Here is a 16,821-nt window from a genome sequence, read left to right as displayed (position 1 = left end):
ACAAACGCTATTAATCGTTTTTAATCATATGAACGTCCATTTGGGGAAAGGGAATACCAATACCCTCCTCATCCAGACGATCCTTAATACGTTCTAGCAAGTCCCAGCGGGTAGGCCAATAATCTTCGTTTTTGGTCCATGGACGCACATTAAAATCGACCGATGAATTACCTAGATTGGTCACGGTGACGACCGGTTCAGGGTCTTCCAACACGCGCTCATCGCTGGTAATAACGTCCATCAATACCTTCTTAGTATGTTGCAAATTGGCACTGTAGCTAACGCCAATAACCAAGTCGATACGGCGCAGCTCTTCGCGATTATAGTTAATAATCGGTCCGCCAATAATTTCAGAGTTGGGCACGAAAACCACTTTGCGATCCGGCGTTTTCATAATCGTCTGAAAGATATTAATTTGCTCAACGGTTCCCGAAACACCACCTGCGTCAACATATTCACCGGCCCGAATTGGGCGGAACATGATCAGTAATACACCGGATGCGATATTGGACAGTGAGCCTTGCAAAGCCAGGCCAATTGCCAAACCAGCAGCACCTAATATGGCGATAAAGGATGTCGTTTCAACACCAACATGAGAGAGCGCCATCATAATTGCCGCGATAAAAATGACGGTCTTCAAAATAGCGCCGACAAAGCTGATAACAGCACCATCAACTTCACGCTTACGCATATTCTTGGTCATTACGCCGGTCACAGCGTTCGCTACGATTTTACCAATAATGAGTATCGCAATTGCGATGATAAATTTAATTGAGAAGCCAATCAGCATGTCTTGGTTATCATTAATCCATTGAACAATGCTATCCATACAAGTTCCTTATTCCGCAAAAGCTTAAATGAGTTATTTATTACAGTAATTGTAAACGTGTTTGCCCGCAAGTGAGATCACAAACGGAACGAATAGCGGCCCCGGGAATCGGGTGTTCCCATGTACTGCATCATTTTGGCTAGACCTTCGGGGGTTCTTGGTGTTGGTTTAACCGTTCCTTCAGCACGAAAACTTTGGCTATTGATACGGCCATTAAATTCCAGACCAAGGCTGTTGTCACCGCTCATCGTCAAGCTAACCGCGTTAGTGTCGCTGCATCCCAATTCAACGGGAAAGTTACCTAACGACTGCCACTGATTGTTTATCAGAACACGAATTTGTTCGCCTTTTGCGTTCCCTTGCAGTTCATCACACCAGCGTACCGGGCCTGGCGCTGTCACCACAAAGGTGTCTACTGACAGATTCCATTCACCATCGGTTTTTAGCGGTAAGCGAGTGCCCACTAACTGCAATAGCGCACTTAAATCGCCCCGGGCAGTGACATCTTTTGCGCCCACTTTTGTCGACCCCGCCAGCAGCCTGCCACTAAAGGCCAGCGGATTATTCTGGTCAGGCAAATTAACGTCAACGACCAGCTCTCCCAAAAAGATCGAAGAAACCTGCCAATCCCAGCTAAGATTATTAAAAACCATACCATCGACCACAACCTGTCCCGCAACCCCCTGCCACAAACTACCGCTAACCTGAGAAAGCCGAACGTTATCAGGCAGCGGGAACCAATAAATGACACGGGCCGGCAGCATGACCAACATGGCCACCAGATACACGACAACTAACCAGGGTATCCAGCGTTTTAAATTCATGAAGCCTCTCTTACTAGTAACTTACGCAGGCGCACTTGGCCTGGAGTATTTAATTTTGCAATATCGACCGCGCTTAACGCTAACCCCTGTCGTTGTTCCAGCTCAGACAAAAATTTCAATAAATCTGAGAAAGCCACTTCGTCGACACTTAACAAGTACTCTTCTCCCTGTGGCTGCAACCTGGAAATTTCAATGTCCTGTGCGGCCGCAGCTCGGTTAATGCGTTGGCTAACCGACCCGGAAGCTCCTTCCTGATTTGCGCTGTTGGCTTGCAGCTGCTTATAGCGGGCAATAGTCTGCTGAACCCACTGATATTGCTGTTGCTGCGCGTCGAGTCTTCGCTCAGCATTTAACACCGCCTGGTGACTCGGCTGCCAAATAAAGAAGTAGAGTATCGCTATGAACAGAACACCCACCAATGCGGCTAATAACCTTTGCTCTCGCTGATTAAATTGCGCCCAACGCTGCTTCCCTAAGTTAAGGTAAGGCATCAGGTGACGTCTTATTTCACTCATGATTGAGCCCCCTGTTCATCAAGCTTTACCGTTAAAGAGCCCGACACTCGGTTCCCCCGATTATTCATTGGTCCGGCTTCAATTCCTAATCCTTCGGCTTTTACCGCCTGCTGGAACGCTTCAAATTGAGAAAAGCTATTGGCCGTTGCCTGCAGTCGCAGTTCGTTATTCTGGAAACGCAGTAATTCGAGCTGCAATTCGGGTTGAGATTTAAACGCCGGGGCAAGCTGCTGCAGCACACTGAGCACCGAGGCTTCGTCTGAGCTCCCCAAACCCAGTTGATCCAGTTGTTGTTGCAACTGAACTTTTAAGTTCACAATACGTGTCTGCCCTGGAAAAGCGTCGCGGTAGAGCGCTTCAGCCTGCGCATTCAAAACCTCACGCTGAGACTCCAGTTGCCAGTAACGGACGCCGTTTAGCAACACCGCCAAAATAAAAAGAACACTGGCCGCTGCGGCAAATGCCCGCCACGGCAAATCAACCGAACGCTTCGCTCGTTGTGAGCGATACGCCCCCTGGCGCAGGTTCAGTTCTGTTGCACCCCCCACATTTTGTGCCGCAATGGTAAATGGGACTTCAATGTCAGCAGCCACTAATGGCGCCGGTGATTGTGGCCAGTTCAATGCTCCATAATGGACAATTTCGGTGGGGTTATCCTGCTCCGCAACCAAGGCCGGAGCTAACTCTGCAAATTGTTCTTTGTCTACCGTAAAGCCCTGCCAGGCTCCTGTTCTGACAATAACGCTGTCACCTAACTCTATCGCTTGCCAAACGTCTTCCTGATAGGGCAGGAGAAAACAGTCAGGTATCCAATAGGCTGATTCAATCCCGGCATCAGAAAGCGCTTTTAACCACGCGTCCATCCGTTCCTTTGCCACAACAGCAACGGGTAATTTGTCTCCTTTCGCATCGGGCCAGGCAAAGTGCAGCTGCTCAATATCACTCGCGAGCTCTTCTTCCAGAGCGTAAGGAATAATGCGTTGGAGATGTCGCTTCGTTCCCGCAGGTAGGGTTACCCTGGTTAACAAGACATCCTGCCCCGGCAAAGCCACAATCACTTCGCAGCGATTCGCCTTCTCTTTTAGTTGGTCGAGTTCAGCGATAGAGGCTAGCTCGCCACTCGCTATCAGTTCTTGTTGCCTTTTATGCCAGACCAGCCAAGGTATGGGCTCATCGGTGCCTTGCGCCGGCAACCTCAGAATCAATATTTCATTCATAACCTAGTCTCCCATCGCCCGGTACAATGTCTGTACTCGACCATTATTTAAGTGTAATACCGAGCGAGCCTTCATTTCTACGTCACCCCATTGGATCATCGCAACCAGTTGGAAATACTCACTGTTTACCGTCAATTCTGGCAATTCACTATTTAGCTCCGATCGAACCGTTGCTAGCCCAGCTAATTCCGACAAGGCTTCATCCGATTCATAGCCACGCTCAGGCCTGTCATTTATTAATGCAACAGCATCATTCAGCGACAACTTACCTTCTGTCACTGCAGCTAAAACAGCGGCCTGCTCTTGTTTGAGCGTATTAATATTAACTTTGAGCTCCGTTTCATTCGGAATAACACAGGCGACCGAGCTCAATTCGTTCACTATTTTAGTGCTGTAACCGCGTACCATCCTCAGCTCGCTTATATCGAGCAATTGGCTATTCGCAGCCAGATAAGGTTGGGGCAGACTTTCATAGTCAGGGTCTTCAGCACCGTTACTGCCCGATAGTCTGCTGTCCTCATCCAGCCAGTCAACCAGACTATCCGTTAAAATCTCTGTCTGGTAACTGTCAATATCCAGAGCTTGCAGCATTGCCTTATACTGTCGCTTTCGTTTTTCCAGCGTCCCCGGATCATCCGGGTTACTCACCAGGCTGTTCAAGTTAAAGCAGCTGTACAGGTCTTTCACCTGAGCGGCTATCTGACCACCTTCTACCGGAAAAGGGCCTGTGCGGGTCGCCCAGCTTTGTTGTCGGTGAGCCACGCCATCGCTCTCGTTCAGCTCACGTTGCAGCACCTCTTTCAGCACATCTTCAGCACTCAGCCACATCCAGTAACTCTGTTCAGCCTGCTTTAAGTTACTCATGCGTGTTATTTGCAGCTGCAATTTCCCACCCAAATTCACTGCAATAACAGACACCAGAGCAATGACCAGTAATACCGTAATCAGCGCCGCACCATGTTGTGCTCTATTCGGGTTAATTGTCACGTGGCGAGCCCTCGCCCTGGCTAACAGCAACCTGACCGGCCGCGGCAATTAGAAAAATGCGGCGGATAGTACCAAGGTTTTCACTCTCAATAGTCACTTCCACCGCTCGAGGCAGGCTCCCCTGGCTTTGCCAATTATCGCTCCAACCCTGATCGACACCTTGGTTGCTATTACTGCTCGCCTCACCTTGGTAAAACCGAAATGAAAGCTCTGTCACATTCTCCAGCAGGGTCTGAACCGTCGGTTCAGATGAGCGATCATTAACAAAGGTTTGCGTCACTCTCTGTAACTTTTTGTCCCGCAACCTGTAAACAACTGGCTTTAGCTCGCTTCGGGGCATAATGTTACCGGGATTATCAAATCCAGTTCTGACAAACGCCAATACACCACTGTCAGAATCAAAATACTCGGGATCGTTACTCACGTACTGATGGGTCACCTCAAGACCGGAAGGACGCGTTGGCTTAGCCACCATCTGCCGTATGTCTTGTTGCATTAGCAGCTGACTGAACTGCACACGTTCCAGCCGCTCTCGTATCTGCTCAGATTGCTCTTCTGTGTGGACCATTTGATTCAGCACTTGAAAGCTGGCAATGCCAATAATGGCAAAAATCGCCATAGTGACCAACACTTCTACCAGCGTAAAACCTTGCGCTGTGCGGCTAACGGCCATTAGAAGACTCCCCCGCAGCATCGGGCTTGCGCAAATAACGCGTTAACCGAAAGTGCTCACGTCCCCCTTCCTCTCTCATTACTTTCACCGTTATCGCAACTACGTCAGGGGTGACGGTCTCGGTCACGCTCTGTTGCCAATACCAAGTTACTCCGGCTTGTTTTTGCTGGCCTTTACGCTTGTCTTCTACTGGCCATTGCTCCGCTAGTGAAATTTCAGCCAATCGGTTAGACGCCACATACTGAGCGAAGGTTTTATTTTGTAACGCACTGAGACCCGTTAAATGTCCGCTAGCCGATTGCAGCGCTGCTAATGCAGCCAAACCGAATATGGATAAGGCAACCATAACCTCAATTAGCGTAAACCCTCGTAATTGCGACATCACGACTCCGGGGCCTCCGCCGATATACTGATTAACCAGCTATTCTCAGCAGTTAGCCAACGTTCAGCCTCGGGATCATCCAGGTGTTCAATGCGCACGGTAAATAGTGTCATTTCGCCACTGGGTAGAATAAGAACATCTGGAACAACGTGGTCCTCATCCGTTTCTTCTGAAAACAATCCGGTATTTAATGAGTCATTTTGTTCCAGTATTTTTAAACCCTGGCTACGAAAGGTCCAGCGCAACATCTCTTCAGTCTGCTGTCCACGTAACCCGCGGACGTTATCTTGCTGCCACTGCTCGTCCTTCCAAAAAACGAAGCTATAGCCGCTTTGTTCAAATTTTAATCCAACGGGCTGTTGCCTGACCATGGCGTATTCGCGAGCGTAATTCAACTGCTGACGTAAGGTAACAGCGGCGTTGTGAGGGGAGTCTGCGCCTCGCTCTCCCCCCGGTAAAGTCAACATCACTGAGCTGGCAATAAGACCAAGAATGGCCATCACCAGCATAATTTCAATTAGGGTAAAACCACGCAAGCAACGCTTATTGATCACGGTTGTCGTTGCCAATCATCCAGTTGCCAAAGTCGTCTTCGGTACCTGGTTGCCCGTCCGGACCTGGCGAGAAAATGTCGACATCGGAATACTGACCTGGGTTCAGAAGCAGATACTCGTTACCGTAAGGGTCTTGCGGTAAACGACGAATATAGCCACCACTGCGATAACTGCGCGGTTGAGGATCTAAGTTCGGCTCACTTACTAACGCCTGCAGGCCTTGCTCGGTAGTTGGAAACATTCCGTTATCCAGATGGTATTGCGCTAACGCATTTTCCAGAGCAACAAGGTCGGCAATGACTTTTTGTTCATTTGCTCTTTCCTGGTTACCTAACACGTTCGGTAACACCATGGTTGCTAAAATGCCGATAATAGCAATTACTACCATTACTTCGACTAATGAAAAACCAGTTTGATTACGTCTCATAGCTAAAGCCCTACACTATTATTTAATTGTAAAATGGGTTGAATGATAGACAGCACAATAAAGAATACTATCCCTGCCATGGTGACAATCAGCACGGGCTCAAACACCTTAAGACTAATTGAAACCAAACTTTCAAACTCTCTGTCCTGATTATCCGCTGAGCGTTTTAGCATTTGTTCCAGTTCACCGGACTTCTCACCCGCCGCTATCATATGCAACATCATTGGCGGGAATAAACCGGTTTCCTGTAAAGCCCCACGCATGGATGAACCTTCGCGAACACGGTCTGCAGCTTCATCCACTGCTTGCCGTATTGCCAAGTTACCAATTACTGATGAGGTAATACGCAGCCCATCAAGCAACGGAACCGCCGATGAGGTTAAAATGCTTAAGGTTCTGGCAAAGCGAGCCGTGCTCACCCCTCTTATGACCTTACCCAGCATCGGAAGTTTTAACAGCCAACGATGATATTTCAGACGATTCTTTTCGTTTCTGAGCCATTGGTTAAAAATCACAAGCGCCAAACCAAGTGCTATCAGAAGCCATAACCCCCAGTCCTGTAAAAATTGACTGATCGCTATCATCGCCAGCGTTGTTGGTGGCAACTCCTGGCCCATGGTTGAGAAGTTTTCGACTATCTGCGGCACAATGGACACCAGAAGAAAAACAACAATTCCAATAGCCACCAAAGTCAGCATTAACGGATAAATAAGGGCCTGGGTTAGCTGGCTTTTCATGTGCTGCCGTTGCTCAGTGTAGTTTGCCAACTCATCCAGCACCGTATCTAAATGCCCTGATTTTTCGCCGGCAGCAACCATCGCGGTGTACAAAGAGTCGAAGACACCGGGAAAATCTGACATCGCTTCAGCCAGGCCATACCCCTCGACAACCTTACTACGCACCGACATGAGCAATTTTTTTAAGCGTGGCTTTTCGGTCTGATCCGCAACCGCTAACAAGGCTTGTTCAATAGGAAGCGCTGAGCTCACCAGCGTTGATAACTGACGGGTAATAAGTGCTAAGTCTTGCGCTTTTACCTTACGCTGAGGTAACCCGAAACGAGGCCGTAACGTTTGTTTTCGGTCTCTGTCAGCCGCAGGCTCTATGGTTAGCGGCATTAACCCTTGTTCACGCAATAACTGACGTACTTGCCTTGCGGTGTCTGCTTCCAGGACGCCCTTTTTCTTTCTGCCGTTAGCCTCAACAGCTTGATATTCAAATGCCGCCACCCTTTACTCCTCGCGGGTAACCCGCAGCACTTCTTCCAGCGTTGTTTTGCCTTTCAGTACTTTTTCTAAGCCGTCATGCCGAATACCCGGAGTCGACTGGCGAATATATTTTTCGATTGACTGCTCGCCATGGCCATTGTGAACCAGTTCACGCACATGGTCATCCACGACCAACAACTCATGAATACCCGTCCGGCCGCGATAGCCTGTTTCATTGCACCGTTCGCAGCCCCCGGAACGATAAATAACCGCATCATCTGCAGCACCAAGCCCTAACATTCTTTTCTCTTCGTCATCGGGTTGGTGGGGCTGTTTACATTCATTGCACAGAGTCCGCACCAAACGCTGAGACAATACGGCCAGCAAACTCGAAGACAGCAGGAAAGGTTCTACGCCCATGTCTTCCAGACGAGTGATAGCACCCGCGGCGGTATTGGTGTGCAACGTCGACAGAACCAAATGCCCGGTTAACGAGGCCTGCACTGCAATTTGTGCCGTTTCAACATCCCGGATCTCGCCCACCATCACCACATCAGGGTCCTGTCGCAATATTGCGCGGAGCCCGCGAGCAAAGGTCATATCAACCCGCGGGTTAACCTGAGTCTGACCAATGCCGTCAATGGCATACTCGATGGGATCCTCTACGGTCAATATGTTGCGGTCTTTTGAGTTAATTTCACTCAGCCCTGCATACAAGGTTGTACTTTTACCTGACCCTGTCGGCCCGGTGACCAAAATGATGCCATGCGGCTTATAAATCAGTTCCTGAAATATCTTCCGATTCGCATCCGTCATACCTAACTCAGTCAGGTTCAGTCGGGCATTGTTCTTATCCAGCAAACGCAGCACCACCCGTTCCCCATGGTTTGAAGGCATGGTGGAAACTCGCACATCAACCGCACGACCCGCTATCAATAACGAAATACGACCGTCCTGAGGCACCCGCTTTTCAGCGATGTCCAATTGCGCCATTACTTTGATGCGTGACACCAACAACGAGGATAACTTACGATTCGGCCGCAGCACTTCACGCAGTACGCCATCAATCCGAAAACGAATCAGCAAGGCTTTCTCGAAGGTTTCGATATGGATATCCGACGCACCCTCTTTTATCGCCTCACTCAGCATTGCGTTAATCAGCTTAATAATAGGCGCGTCATCTTCACTTTCGAGCAAGTCTTCCGTTTGTGGGAGTTCATCGGCCAATGAGAACAAATCGGACTCATTACCAATGTCTTCCATCAGTTGCTTAGCTTCGGACGAGTCTCGTTGGTATGCCCGGGTCAGTAAGCTTTCAAATTCACTCGCCGCATGCTCCTGAATTTTTACCGCCTGCCCCATAGCGCGCCTGACTTCTCTCAGCGCAGAAGGGGAAATACCGGCGCGACAGTGCAAAACCATAGGGTCACCATGTTCAACCACAACGCCAAAACGTTTGGCAAAACTAAAGGGGAGCCGGGTTGTCGCAATGGCACTGATTTCAGTCATTTTCTTGCCCGTTGTTCTGTCCGTCTGCCTTTTCTTTGTTTTGGTTTTTCATGTACTCATCAAACCCCGGAGGCAGAGTCAGTTCGCTGTCCCAGTCTTTCAAAACCGGAGAATCCTTAGTTGGCATCAGTGAAACACCACGAGCTCTTTCATCAAGTTGCAAGGCTCTCATGTAGTTGTATTTCGCTGAACTTAATTCACGCATACGGCTGCCGTCGCGTAATATTGTCGGACGGATAAAAATCATTAAGTTGCGCTTCTGCGTCGACGTCGACGTAGAGCTGAACAGTCGACCCAAAATTGGAATGTCGCCCAGCAGGGGAATTTTCGATACGGACTCTTGCACGTCTTCATCAATTAAGCCGCCTAACACAATGGTTTCGCCATCGTCCGCCATAACCGTTGTTTTCAGTTCACGCTTATTAATAATGACATCGACAGAGGTTGCTCCACTTAAACTGGACACTTCCTGTTCTATCAGCATTTGTACAGCATTTCCCTCGTTGATCTGAGGCGTCACTTTCAATTTAATCCCAATTTCCTTTCGATTCACTGTCTGGAACGGGTTTTCGTTGCTGTCTCCTGTGGTCGAGCCGGTAATTGTCGGCACTTCCTGCCCTACTAAAAAGCTCGCTTCCTCGTTATCTAAGGTAACAATGCTGGGTGTTGCCAGAATATTGGAGTTAGTATCCTGGGTCACTGCCTGCACTACGGCCGCCCAGTCATTCTGAATGGTGCCGAACATCATGCCATTAACCGACCCTAACAAATTGGCCAACAAAGAAATATCGCCAGGTTCATCCGGTTCAGTTGTCGTCACTTCTACGCCACCATCGGTTATGCGCGTTGTTGTTGTACCGGGTCTCTCTCTTGCCTGGTAGGCTCCGGCGGCCAGACTACCAATAGGCACCTGATTGCCATTGCTGTACTGCACCATACCGCCATCTTCACTTATCCACTGCACACCAAAGTCAATGTCGTCGCCTTCCATAATTTCCACAATAATGGCTTCAACCTGCACCTGTGCCCGGCGAATATCGAGATCATGAATCACTTTTTCCAGCGACGCCAGCATGTCCTGAGGCGCAGTAATAACAACTGAATTGGTTGGTTCGTGAGGGCTAATACTGACCGTATCATTGTTACCCGAGCGGCGTTGGTTAGCACCCGCAGCGCCTGGTTGCTCTACTTCCGCCTGAATAGAGTTGCTGACATTTTTTAGCACCTCAACCACATCCGGCGCCTTAGCGTATTTCAGGTAAAAAACACGCGTATTCCCTTCCGTTTTTAAATCCTGGTCGAGTTGTCTAATCAGCTTAACCACCCGCGCTCTTGCCCGAGGCTCTCCGCTGACAATGACGCTATTACTCCGTTCATCAGCAACAATTTTCGGAATAAGTAACGCGGGAACACCTTCAGCATTTTTCTCGAATAGAGACTGAGCAATACGGACTATTTCGCTTGCCGATGCGTACTCCAGGTGGATCATGTCGACATCTTGATCACCGGCCCGATCCACTCTTTCGATAATCTCGACTAATCGCTGTACCGTTTCAGCACGTCCGGTCATCATAATGACGTTTGACGGATCATAACTGACCACCATGCCACCGCCGCTTTGGTCATTTAACTGACGCAATAACGGCGCCAGTTCTCTTACTGACACGTTCTCGACAGGAACAACCCGGGTCACCATCGCATCACCCAGCAACTGCGTATCACCGCCGATAACCGGAAGAGAAGACGTTTTTGCGTCTTTATCACGAATAACTTTAAGTACCCCAGAGTCCATCTCAACCGCAGCAAAGCCATAGACTTCAAGCACATTAAGGAAAAACTGATAATACTGGCTTTCATTCATCACGTCGTAACTGCGGACATCAATTTTGCCCCGCACGTTCGGGTCTATAATGATGGTTTTACCCAGATTACGACCAACCACCTGAATGAATTCGTTTATATCCGTATTCTTAAAACTGGCGGCGTATTCTTCACTGCTTAATGGCGCACTCATCAATGTTAACGCCAAGCCCAGGGCTCCCAGCCACGCTTTTAAGCCACTCTTTGCCACTGTCATATCAATTATCCTGTTTTTCCGGTAGTTCAAACGACAGTTCCATCCGTTCACCGTCGCGCTCTATTTCTATAGTGACTTGTTGTTGCTGCGACAGTTCCTGACTCGCTAACATCGCTTGCTCCATATCCGTCAAATCATAACCATTAATGGCCACAGCCAAGTCGCCGTTTTGGAAGCCTGCATTCCGAAAAAGATCGGGGTTTTGTCCTGAGGTCAATTTATACCCCTTTAATTCACCATTACTTTGCACCGGTGAAATAGTGACATAATCAAGTAACGAAGACGGATTACTGGCAACTTGTGCAAGCTGCTGTTCAACCGACTCTTGCGTTTCTGACGCACTTGGGTCGTCGGGTTCCTCTTCATTACCGCTTTCTGACCCCTCGACGACCAGCGATAGTGCCGGCCTGTCTTCCCCAATGTCTTCCATTTCCAGCGTTTCTAAACGCCCATTATTATCAAGAATCACCCGGTCGGCATGAATTTCCTCCACGGTAACCGAGGAGCTTCCCAAGTTTTCGCCGATAATATAGGTCTGCTGCCGGCTTCCCTGTTGAATAATAGCGGCAGAGCGGGCAGGGTTTGAACTTGCTGAGACACCAATCAAGCGAACATTTAAGGACGTTTTAGGGGCGTTCCGTGTATTACCCGGCCCCCTGTTTTGATCCGATGCACCAAATAGGTTTAAAGACGTTAAGTTATCCAGATTGACTGAAGTGGAATACATGTCAGCCGATGCCACCCGGGGTAACACCGCTTTTCCCGAAGGTTCATCAGGGCTAAGTAGAGACCAGGTAAAACGCGCCAGCAGCACCGCCACTAAAAACCACGCGAAAGCGATGAGCGCTTGCATTAATCGGCGCCACGTATGAGCATCTGTAAATATTTGTTTAAGTCGGGCAGTCACTTTATTCTTATTCTTGTTACACTGACAAAAGACGATTCATGCATTCTAGCGCAGGCGACATGAGTCAACAATCGATTAACACAAAGTTTATAACGAATTCGTTGCGTTTTTATGACAAAAACTCGAAAAGAAAGCCCCATTCGCCTTGATAAATGGCTATGGGCAGCAAGATTCTATAAAACCCGGGCGCTGGCCCGGCAAATGGTGCAGTCCGGCAAAGTACATTATGACGGCCAGCGCAGCAAGCCCTCTAAAGCAGTCCAAATTGGTGCCCTTATTACGTTACGTCAGGGTTTCGATACCAAAGAAGTGGAAGTAATGGAGCTAAGTGAGCAGCGTCGCGGTGCCAGTGAAGCTCAATTGCTTTACCGGGAAACGCCGGCGAGTATCGAAAAACGCGAGCAAAATGCTGAAGCAAGAAAGCTGAATGCATTGTATAATCCGCACCCCGACGGGCGGCCCGATAAAAAGCAACGCCGTCAGCTTATCAGAATGAAAGACAGCGGTGAGTAAGCCGCCAACTTTGAATTAACAGGAGTTCCCATGGAGTACCCAACTGATCAATTGTCACGTTACACCTTTGAAGAGCACGATGTGCGTGGTGAACTGGTGCAATTGACCAGCAGTTATCAGACGCTGATCCGTGGTCACAATTACCCAGCTCCGGTTCAAGAGTTACTTGGCCAGATGATGGCAGCGGTTTCATTACTTACGGCAACCTTAAAGTTTAACGGTCACATTGCCGTTCAGCTTCAGGGCGATGGTCCACTTAATTTTATCGCGGTTAACGGTAATCACAATCAAGAATTGCGCGGCATTGCCCGGTTAAAGTCAGACATCGGCGCGACCGACCTGCGCTCAATGATTGGCAAAGGCCAGTTGATTATCACCCTGACCCCGGACACCGGTGAGCGCTATCAGGGAGTTGTCAGTGCGGATGAAGATTCCATCGCAGCGATACTGGAAAACTACTTTGAGCAGTCAGAGCAATTACACACTAAAGTTTGGTTACATGCCGACGGAGAACATGCCGCAGGTATGTTGCTACAGCGCTTACCGGCAACCGGCAAAGACTTAGCGGGTTTTGAACATTTAGCCACCTTAACCGACACTATCACGGCAAAAGAGCTTTATACCTTACCGGCCGAGCAGCTACTGCATCGCCTGTACCATGAAGAACAAGTTCACTTGTACCCGTCGCAACCGGTAAGTTTTGTTTGCGGGTGTTCTCGTGAGCGCACGTTGGAAGCACTTGCTTCAGTAAGCCCGGCAGAAATTCAGGAAATTTTAGAGCAGGAAGGTGAAATTGTAATGACCTGCGATTATTGTCTGACTGAATATCGCTTCAGTCCAGCCGACTTTAATTAAGACATAAAAAAGCCTGCTTTTTGTTGCAGGCTTTTTCTTCAAAACTACTTTTTCTTTTTCAGAAATTTCATTAAACGTCTGCGCTTACGCTGCTGCGACAAGGTGAGCTGATTTTTCTTACCTTCATATGGGTTAACCGGTTCGCGGAACTCCACTTTAATGGGTGTTCCCATTACGCCCAGCGCTTTACGAAAGTAATTAATTAAATAACGTTGATAAGCACCCGGTAAGTCTTTTACCTGATTCCCATGAATAATGATACGCGGCGGATTATAGCCTCCTGCGTGCGCATACTTTAGCTTAACCCGACGACCACTGACCAATGGCGGCTGATGTTCTTCCTGAGCCATTTCCATAATGCTCGTCAGTTTAGACGTGCTAATACGCTGCGTTGCACTGGCATAGGCTTCTTCAACCGACTCAAATAAATGACCCACTCCGGTACCATGTAAAGCCGATATGAAGTGTAATCGGGCGAAGTTCACAAAGCCTAAACGGCGATCGAGCTCACGCTTAATTTCTTCTTTGTGATCACTTTCCAGACCATCCCACTTATTCACAGCGATGACAATGGAACGACCCGCGTTTAGCGCAAACCCGATAAGGTTAAGATCCTGATCACTAATAGTCTCGCGTGCATCAATCACAACGAGCACAACGTTAGCGTCTTCAATTGCCTGCAGCGTTTTCACCACGGAGAACTTCTCAATCGCTTCGCCTATACGACCCCGACGGCGTACTCCGGCAGTATCAATCAGAACATATTCCCGCTCATTGCGTTGCATAGGAATATAAACCGAGTCACGAGTAGTGCCAGGCATGTCATAGACAACAACACGCTCTTCACCCATTATGCGATTGATTAAGGTGGATTTACCCACGTTAGGACGACCCACAATGGCCAGTTTTAACGGCAGCTTATCGTAGTCGATTTCGTCATGAGCAAGTTCTTCAGAAACCGTCTCTTTCGGTACAATAACATCGGGGTATTCTTCCGCAATCGGCCTAAAGCAGGTTTCGAGTAGCAACTCAACACCGCGGCCGTGAGCCGCTGCTATGCCGTAAAGCTCTCCCAGCGACAAAGAGTAAAAATCAGCCATAGCCGAATGGGCGTCAATGCCGTCAATTTTATTGCAGACCAGGTAGACTTTCTTATTTTGTTTACGTAAATGATCGGCAATGCCCTGGTCACCAGCGGTGACACCGTCACGGGCATCCACCATAAACAAAACGACATCCGCCTCGTCAACAGCAAGCAGTGACTGCTTAGCCATTTCCTCGTCGATGCCTTCTTCATCACCATGGATACCGCCGGTATCAATAACAATAAACTGAAAACCGTCGTAATTTGCCTGACCGTATTTACGGTCCCGGGTTAACCCGGGAAAGTCCGCTACCAGTGCATCGCGAGTCCGTGTTAAACGGTTAAAAAGTGTGGATTTCCCCACATTTGGGCGCCCAACCAGCGCGACAACAGGTAACATCTCTTATTAATTTCCTGATTGAATATCGAGCGCGATGATATCACCGTCCCGAGTTTGTACATATAGAATGTTGTTATCAACGACAGGGGCCGCATAGACACCATCACCGCCAGCTTCGTAACGACCAGTGATGTTACCGCTGTCGCTATCCAGCCAATGCAGATAACCTTCAAAATCGCCAACAACAACATTTCCGCTCTGCAATGCAGGAGCGCTTAGCTCACGACCAAATAACGCTGTGTTACTCCACAGTTCGATACCGGCTTCTTGACCGAGCGCGTAAACGTGACTGTTTACATCGGTTAAAAAGATTTTGCCATTTGCTACGAGCAAGTTTTCAAACGATTTATAGTCGCGTTTCCAGCGTACTTCACCATTCATTAACTCCAATGCAACCAACTCGCCATTGAAAGCGATCATGTAGACCGTTCTGCCATCGATTGCAGGTTTTGCATCAATATCTGCTAACCGCTCTAATTCAGTACTACCGCTGGGCTCACCAACTTTCTGGGTCCAGGCTTGTTGGCCATTTTCAGCAATCAATACCATGCCAACACCATTGCTGTCGCCCACAACAACACCACCACTAATAATGGCAGGAGCTGATGCACCACGGACCGTTAGCATCGGTGCTTGATACTGATATTCCCATTGCTGTTCACCCGTTTCGGCATTCAAGCTAATGACCTTACCGCCGCTGGTATGCACAACAACCCGGCCTTCGCCTACTGCCGGATCGGACATGACTTCGTTATTCACTTCTGCGTGCCAGACCAACTCACCGGTTTTTTCGTCAAGCGCAACCACATCGCCATTTTCTGTTCCCAGAAAAATGCGATCATAGCTAGCCACTAATCCGCCTGAAATACGAGCCGGGAAAGGGCTTGAGAAAATGCCACTGAACCAACTTTCGTCTTTAGCTGCATCAAATTCAATCAGCGTGCGAAGATCAATTCTCCAGATCGGCTCACCCGTTTTCTTGTCAAACGCGCGAACGATGCCACTGCGATCAGCCGCAAACACTTTTCCGTATTCAACAACCGGATTAAGTCGTGAAAAATAATCCCCAATGCCATCACCGACAGAGGCATCCCATAAAACTTTTGGCTGTACTTCTTCGTTAATTGGTTGAAGTTCTGCAAACTTCGGCTCTTCTTCATCACCAAAAATGGAGCAACCAGAAATAAGGACGGCAGCAGTAAAAAGTAAACTGCCTTTAGTAAAGCGTTTTATCAATTGCATTATGACTTAGCCAGGCTGTTGAGTTTCATTTGCAACGCAGGAGTCAATGACTCCCCGGCTTGCAATGCGCGTTCATAAGCTGCACGAGCTTCTTCCGTATTCCCTTGCTCTGCAAGAATATCGCCTTCAAGCTCTGCGGCGAAACCAGTATAAGCTTCCGGCAACGGCTTCTGCACTAAGCTTAAAGCCATGTCCAACTGGTCCTGAGCAATTAACACTCGGGCCAGACGAATACTTGCTAACGCGGACATGTTTTTATCATCTGAATTATCAACGACCGATTGCAGCGCGGTAACCGCTGTTGCTAAATCGTCTTTATTCGTCGCGTACTCAGCTAATTGCAAAGCAACCAGATGCGCATAGATATTTTCCGGGTTTTCTTTGACAAATTGCTGAGCATTTTGCAGCGCATTATCGCTACCTTCAGACAACCCTGCAGTCAACTGTTCATAGTTAGCGGAAGCTTGTTGTTGAGTTTCTATCGTGTGCTGGTCGTAGTAGCGCCAGCCATAAAACAGGCCAAACCCAATAACGACACCCGCTACAATACCTTTACCGTGTTCTTTCCAAAACTCTTTTAAACGTTCTACTTGTTGTTCTTCGGTACTATCCACCTGA

The 16,821-nt window shown here is 48.5% G+C and carries 18 protein-coding genes; 2 read left to right on the top strand and 16 right to left on the bottom strand.

The window, feature by feature from the left end:
* Nucleotides 1-10: 10 nt before the first annotated feature.
* From RBK99_RS05240 to gspC, 13 genes are all read right to left on the bottom strand, one after another.
* Nucleotides 11-829: a mechanosensitive ion channel domain-containing protein gene (locus tag RBK99_RS05240; protein ID WP_317503590.1), complete on the bottom strand. Its 819-nt coding sequence runs from the start codon at nucleotides 827-829 to the stop codon at nucleotides 11-13.
* 77 nt (nucleotides 830-906) lie between these two features.
* The gene (locus RBK99_RS05235; RefSeq protein ID WP_317503589.1) at nucleotides 907-1,653 is read right to left on the bottom strand and encodes a type II secretion system protein N; all 747 of its coding nucleotides are present in this window, start codon (nucleotides 1,651-1,653) and stop codon (nucleotides 907-909) included.
* Entirely contained in the window at nucleotides 1,650-2,168 is a 519-nt protein-coding gene (locus RBK99_RS05230; protein ID WP_317503588.1) for a type II secretion system protein M, read from the bottom strand. The genes RBK99_RS05235 and RBK99_RS05230 overlap by 4 nt, the downstream gene beginning before the upstream one ends.
* Nucleotides 2,165-3,385, bottom strand: coding sequence for a type II secretion system protein GspL (gene gspL / locus RBK99_RS05225; RefSeq protein WP_317503587.1), 1,221 nt, complete (start codon nucleotides 3,383-3,385; stop codon nucleotides 2,165-2,167). The genes RBK99_RS05230 and gspL overlap by 4 nt, the downstream gene beginning before the upstream one ends.
* 3 nt (nucleotides 3,386-3,388) lie before the next feature.
* Nucleotides 3,389-4,372, bottom strand: a complete 984-nt coding sequence (gene gspK, locus RBK99_RS05220; protein ID WP_317503586.1) for a type II secretion system minor pseudopilin GspK — start codon at nucleotides 4,370-4,372, stop codon at nucleotides 3,389-3,391.
* Nucleotides 4,362-5,045 carry a type II secretion system minor pseudopilin GspJ gene (gspJ, locus tag RBK99_RS05215; RefSeq protein ID WP_317503585.1) on the bottom strand — a complete coding sequence of 228 codons (684 nt, stop codon included), beginning with the start codon at nucleotides 5,043-5,045 and terminating at the stop codon, nucleotides 4,362-4,364. The genes gspK and gspJ overlap by 11 nt, the downstream gene beginning before the upstream one ends.
* The gene (gene gspI / locus RBK99_RS05210; RefSeq protein WP_317503584.1) at nucleotides 5,035-5,427 is read right to left on the bottom strand and encodes a type II secretion system minor pseudopilin GspI; all 393 of its coding nucleotides are present in this window, start codon (nucleotides 5,425-5,427) and stop codon (nucleotides 5,035-5,037) included. The genes gspJ and gspI overlap by 11 nt, the downstream gene beginning before the upstream one ends.
* Nucleotides 5,427-5,996 carry a type II secretion system minor pseudopilin GspH gene (gspH, locus tag RBK99_RS05205; protein ID WP_317503583.1) on the bottom strand — a complete coding sequence of 190 codons (570 nt, stop codon included), beginning with the start codon at nucleotides 5,994-5,996 and terminating at the stop codon, nucleotides 5,427-5,429. The genes gspI and gspH overlap by 1 nt, the downstream gene beginning before the upstream one ends.
* A complete protein-coding gene (gene gspG / locus RBK99_RS05200) occupies nucleotides 5,971-6,408 on the bottom strand; it encodes a type II secretion system major pseudopilin GspG (RefSeq protein WP_317503582.1) in 438 nt (145 codons plus the stop codon). The genes gspH and gspG overlap by 26 nt, the downstream gene beginning before the upstream one ends.
* A gap of 2 nt (nucleotides 6,409-6,410) precedes the next feature.
* Nucleotides 6,411-7,637 (bottom strand): type II secretion system inner membrane protein GspF, encoded by a 1,227-nt coding sequence (gspF, locus tag RBK99_RS05195; protein ID WP_317503581.1) that lies wholly within the window; start codon nucleotides 7,635-7,637, stop codon nucleotides 6,411-6,413.
* Nucleotides 7,638-7,640: 3 nt separating this feature from the next.
* Nucleotides 7,641-9,125, bottom strand: a complete 1,485-nt coding sequence (gene gspE / locus RBK99_RS05190) for a type II secretion system ATPase GspE (RefSeq protein WP_317503580.1) — start codon at nucleotides 9,123-9,125, stop codon at nucleotides 7,641-7,643.
* Complete coding sequence (gene gspD, locus RBK99_RS05185) at nucleotides 9,118-11,202, bottom strand: type II secretion system secretin GspD (RefSeq protein WP_317503579.1); 2,085 nt, start codon at nucleotides 11,200-11,202, stop codon at nucleotides 9,118-9,120. The genes gspE and gspD overlap by 8 nt, the downstream gene beginning before the upstream one ends.
* 1 nt (nucleotide 11,203) lies before the next feature.
* Nucleotides 11,204-12,055, bottom strand: coding sequence for a type II secretion system protein GspC (gene gspC / locus RBK99_RS05180; protein ID WP_317503578.1), 852 nt, complete (start codon nucleotides 12,053-12,055; stop codon nucleotides 11,204-11,206).
* A gap of 165 nt (nucleotides 12,056-12,220) precedes the next feature.
* Here gspC and hslR point away from each other — a divergent pair, with 165 nt between their 5' ends.
* Together hslR and hslO are read left to right on the top strand one after the other, a co-directional pair.
* Nucleotides 12,221-12,622, top strand: a complete 402-nt coding sequence (hslR, locus tag RBK99_RS05175) for a ribosome-associated heat shock protein Hsp15 (protein WP_317503577.1) — start codon at nucleotides 12,221-12,223, stop codon at nucleotides 12,620-12,622.
* A 30-nt stretch (nucleotides 12,623-12,652) separates the two neighbouring features.
* Nucleotides 12,653-13,477, top strand: a complete 825-nt coding sequence (gene hslO, locus RBK99_RS05170) for an Hsp33 family molecular chaperone HslO (RefSeq protein ID WP_317503576.1) — start codon at nucleotides 12,653-12,655, stop codon at nucleotides 13,475-13,477.
* A gap of 44 nt (nucleotides 13,478-13,521) precedes the next feature.
* Here hslO and der read toward each other — a convergent pair whose 3' ends face one another.
* The 3 genes from der to RBK99_RS05155 are packed head-to-tail and all read right to left on the bottom strand — an operon-like array spanning nucleotide 13,522 to nucleotide 16,817.
* Entirely contained in the window at nucleotides 13,522-14,961 is a 1,440-nt protein-coding gene (gene der / locus RBK99_RS05165; RefSeq protein ID WP_317503575.1) for a ribosome biogenesis GTPase Der, read from the bottom strand.
* Between the two features lie 6 nt (nucleotides 14,962-14,967).
* Nucleotides 14,968-16,203, bottom strand: coding sequence for an outer membrane protein assembly factor BamB (gene bamB, locus RBK99_RS05160; protein WP_317503574.1), 1,236 nt, complete (start codon nucleotides 16,201-16,203; stop codon nucleotides 14,968-14,970).
* The gene (locus tag RBK99_RS05155; RefSeq protein WP_317503573.1) at nucleotides 16,203-16,817 is read right to left on the bottom strand and encodes a YfgM family protein; all 615 of its coding nucleotides are present in this window, start codon (nucleotides 16,815-16,817) and stop codon (nucleotides 16,203-16,205) included. The genes bamB and RBK99_RS05155 overlap by 1 nt, the downstream gene beginning before the upstream one ends.
* Nucleotides 16,818-16,821: the final 4 nt, after the last annotated feature.

This window comes from Idiomarina solivarensis, assembly GCF_033052755.1.
Lineage (GTDB): Bacteria > Pseudomonadota > Gammaproteobacteria > Enterobacterales > Alteromonadaceae > Idiomarina.
The sequence above is the reverse complement of the archived record's forward strand: the minus strand, read 5'-3'. Positions and strand labels throughout refer to the sequence as shown.